At 70.9% G+C, this 4,294-nt stretch carries 2 protein-coding genes; both read left to right on the forward strand.

Annotated features, from left to right (window positions below; genetic code table 11):
* Positions 1-4,098 (forward strand): SDR family NAD(P)-dependent oxidoreductase (locus GTY56_RS36745; RefSeq protein WP_161369599.1); only part of this gene is annotated, 4,098 nt, incomplete at its 5' end.
* A 50-nt stretch (positions 4,099-4,148) separates the two neighbouring features.
* Positions 4,149-4,294, forward strand: a 146-nt coding sequence (locus GTY56_RS41710) for a polyketide synthase docking domain-containing protein (RefSeq protein WP_161369600.1), incomplete at its 3' end; no start/stop codon positions are given.

The raw sequence follows: 4,294 nt of genomic DNA on the forward strand, positions 1-4,294 counted from the left end.
GTCATCGACCTGCCCACCTACCCCTTCCAACGCCAGAACCACTGGTACAACAACCCTGCTCGGCGCAAGGGAGACGTGACCTCCTTCGGTATGGCGGAGGCCGGTCACCCGTTGCTCGACGCCGGTACGGAACTTCCGGAAGGAGGCGAGCACCTCTACACCGCCCGGCTCACCGCTGACTCGCATCCCTGGCTGCTGGAACACACCCTTATGGGTACGCCTTTGCTGCCAGGTGCGGCCTTCGTCGACATCGTCCTGTGGGCCGGCGGAGAGTTCGGATGCGAGCTGGTCGAAGAGCTGACGCTGACCTCGCCGCTGCTGTTGTCCGACAGCGCTGCCGTCCAACTGCGGCTGGTCGTGGGTGCGATGGACGCCGAGGGGCGTCGTACGATCACCATCCACTCGCGCCCCGACACACAGCAGGGCACCACGCGCACACCTGAGGCATCGCGCGAGACGGACTCGGAGGCGGAGACCCGCAGGGGCACGGCCAACTGGACGAAGCACGCCCAGGCGACGGTCGCCCCGGCCCCCGCCACCCCGGCTTCCCGTGTGGGCGCGGACGGGAACCTCGGTCTCCCCACGGTGCAATGGAGCATGGCCTCGACGGAGTCGGACACCTTCCTGGCCGAGGACTTCTACGCGTCCTTCGCTGTTCGTGGTTACGGCTACGGCCCGCTGTTCCGTGGCGTACGGTCCGGCCGTCAGGACGGGAGCGACGTCTACGCCGATGTCGCACTGGACCAGGGTGCCTTGCCGCCCGGCGACCGATTCGGCCTGCACCCCGCGCTGCTCGACGCGGCGTTCCAGACGATGCGTCTGGGATCGTTCTTCCCCGACGACGGACAGGCGCGCGTTCCGTACACCTTCCGTGGGATACGCCTGTACGCCCCTGGGGCCGAGCGTCTGCGGGTCCGTGTCTCGCCGGTCGGGGACGATGCCGTGCGCGTGCAGTGCGCCGATGAACAGGGGCGGCTCGTCTGTGAGATCGACGCCCTCGTCGTGAGCCCGGTCTCCCCGGACCAGTTGCGGATTGCCGAGCAGGACGCGACCCAGGACATGCTGCACCGGGTCGAGTGGCCCGCACTGCCCTTGCCGGCCGGCGGCACCACGGCTACGACCGCCTTCCGCTGGATCGTGGTCGGGGACGAGGACGACGGCCTCGGGTTCGCGGAAGTGCTGTCCGGCGCCGGTATACGGACCGAGCGTCACCGGAACCTGGCCGACGCGCTGACGGCCATGCGGACCCCGGCGGACACGGCAGGGTCCCCAGCTGCCACCGGCACGACCTCCCTCATAGCCGTCCCCGTCTCGCAGTCGCCCACCATGGACGCCGTCGCGGTGCGCCACGCCGTCCACCAGGCCCTGGAGTTGGTACAGGGCTGGCTGTCCGCGGACGAGGCGGCAGAAGAGGGCGGGAGCGGGGACGCGGGAGCGGACGGGCGCTTGGTGCTGATCACGAGCGGCGCGGTGTCCACGGGTGACGCGGACCCGTTGCGGGACCCGGTGGCTTCGGCCGTTTGGGGTCTGTTGAGGTCCACGCAGTCGGAACAGCCGGACCGTTTCATACTCGTGGACCTCGACGAGGGTGCCGTGGACGGGGCGGCCCTGTCAGCCGCGATCGCCTCCGGCGAACCGCAACTCGCGCTGCGCGACGGGAACGTGCACGTGCCCAGGCTGGCGACCCTGTCCGCGCGGGACGCGCAGATGCTGCTGCCGCCCGCCCGCACTCGGGCCTGGCATCTGGTCGGCGCCAGTACCGGAACCCTTTCGGACCTCGCGCTTGTGCCGGCGCAGACCGACACCGTTCCGCTCGCACCGGGGCAGGTGCGGATCGCGGTGCGGGCGGCCGGCCTCAACTTCCGGGACACGCTCATCGCGCTCGGCATGTATCCGGGGGAGGGCGCGATGGGCGCCGAGGGCGCCGGCGTGATCACCGAGGTCGGCCCGGACGTGGTGGGCCTCGCCGTCGGGGACCGGGTACTGGGCATGTGGACCGACGGGTTCGGGCCGTACGCCGTGGCCGACCACCGCATGGTGGCCCCAATGCCGCGCGACTGGTCCTACACGGAGGCCGCCTCGGTACCCGCCGTCTTCCTCAGCGCCTACTACGGACTCAAGCACTTGGCCGGGCTGCGTGCCGGCCAGTCGGTGCTGGTGCATGCGGCGGCGGGTGGCGTGGGCATGGCTGCCGTTCAACTGGCCCGGCATTTCGGGGCCGAGGTCTTCGGCACGGCCAGCCCGGCCAAGTGGGACGTACTGCGGGCGCAGGGCCTGGACGACCGGCACATCGCCAGTTCCCGGACGCTGGACTTCGCAGCCCGGTTCCTCGACGCGACCGGCGGGCGCGGTGTGGACGTCGTCCTGAACTCGCTCGCGGGCGACTTCGTCGACGCCTCCCTGCGACTGCTGCCGCGCGGAGGGCAGTTCGTGGAACTGGGCAAGGCGGATGTACGCGATGCCGCGCAGGTGGCCGCCGACCGTCCGGGAACCGGCTACCGGGCCTTCGAGCTGATGGAGGCCGGACCGGAGCTGATCGGCCGCATGCTCACCGAACTGCTGGAACTGTTCGAGTCCGGGGCGCTGCGCCTGCTGCCCGTCACACCGTACGACGTCCGGCGGGCACCCGATGCCTTCCGTACGCTCAGCCAGGCCGGACACGTGGGCAAGCTGGTACTGACGATGCCGCCGGCCTTCGATCCGCACGGCACGGTACTGATCACCGGTGGCACCGGAAACCTGGGCGGAACGCTCGCCCGGCATCTCGTGACCGAACACGGAGTGCGCCACCTGCTCCTGGCCGGGCGGCGGGGAGCCGAGGCAGAGGGCGCCGCTGAACTCGTGCGGGACCTGAACGACCTGGGCGCCTCCGTGACCGTCGCCGCCTGCGATGTCGCCGACCGTGCGGCGCTCCGGGAGCTCCTCGGCAGCGTACCGCCGGAACGTCGGCTCACCGGCGTCGTCCACGCGGCGGGCGTACTCGACGACGGCGTGGTCACCTCATTGACCCCGGACAGGATCGACGGCGTCCTGCGACCCAAGGTGGATGCCGCACTCAACCTCCACGAAGCCGCCCTCGATCCCGAGCTCGGCCTCGACCTGTCGGTGTTCGTCCTGTTCTCCTCCGTCGCGGCCCTGCTCGGCGGCGCGGGCCAGGGCAGCTACGCCGCCGCCAACGGCTTCCTGGACGGACTCGCCCAGCACCGACGTGGCCGCTCACTGCCCGCGCTCTCGCTCGGCTGGGGTCTGGCCGGGAACGGACGGATGACGTCCCACCTGGACACCCAAGCTCTGCTGCGGCGCATGGCAAGGGGTGGTGTCCTGCCCCTGTCCCCGGCGGAGAGCATGGCACTGTTCGACGCGGCCCAGGGCTTCGACGAGGCGCTCCAGGTGCCGGTGCGCTTCCACACCGCCGCCCTGAGCACCGACGGGAACGTCCCGCCGATCTTCCGCGGACTGATCCGGGGCGGGGCGGGGAATGCCGCGGCCCGCCGCAGGAACGCCGGGCCGTCGGCCTCGGGTGCTCCCGTCGGAGGCGACCCGGCGAACCTCGCCGACCGGCTGTCCGGACTGCCCCAGGACGAACAGCGGGCGCTGCTCCTCGACACCGTACGCACGCACGCGGCCCTTGTACTCGGGCACACCGGCGCGGACGGCATTCAGGCCGACCGGGCGTTCAAGGACCTGGGCTTCGACTCGCTGACGGCCGTCGAGATGCGCAACCGGCTCGCCGCCGCCACGGGGCTGCACCTCGCGGCGACGCTGGTCTTCGACCACCCCGCTCCGGCGGACCTCGCCGAGCACCTCCGCTCGCGGCTGGTTCCCGAGGAGCCGAACGTACCGCCGCTCCTCGGCGAGCTCGACCGACTCGAAGCAGCGTTCAAGGAGCTGACCGCCGCCGACCTCGCCTCGGTCGTCCCCGACGACATCACCCGCGACGAGATCGCCGTACGTCTCGCCGCCCTGGGTTCTCTGTGGGACGGACTCCACGGCAGTGGCAGGGCGCAGAAGCAGGGCGACTCGATCGTCGAGGACATCGACTCCGCCGACGACGACGAGATCTTCGCCTTCCTCGACGAGAGCTTCGGCGACTCCTGACCGCAGGCACCACCCTACGGACCGACGACTCAGCTGACTGGTGATGAGAGATGGCGACCGAACACGAGCAGAAGCTCCGCGACTACCTCAAGCGGGCCACTACCGAACTCCACAAGGCCACGGAACGGCTGAAGGATCTGGAACACCGCGCTCACGAGCCGATTGCGATCGTGGGGATGGGGTGCCGGTTCCCGGG

It is taken from the genome of Streptomyces sp. SID5643 (assembly GCF_009872555.1).
GTDB lineage: Bacteria > Actinomycetota > Actinomycetes > Streptomycetales > Streptomycetaceae > Streptomyces > Streptomyces iakyrus.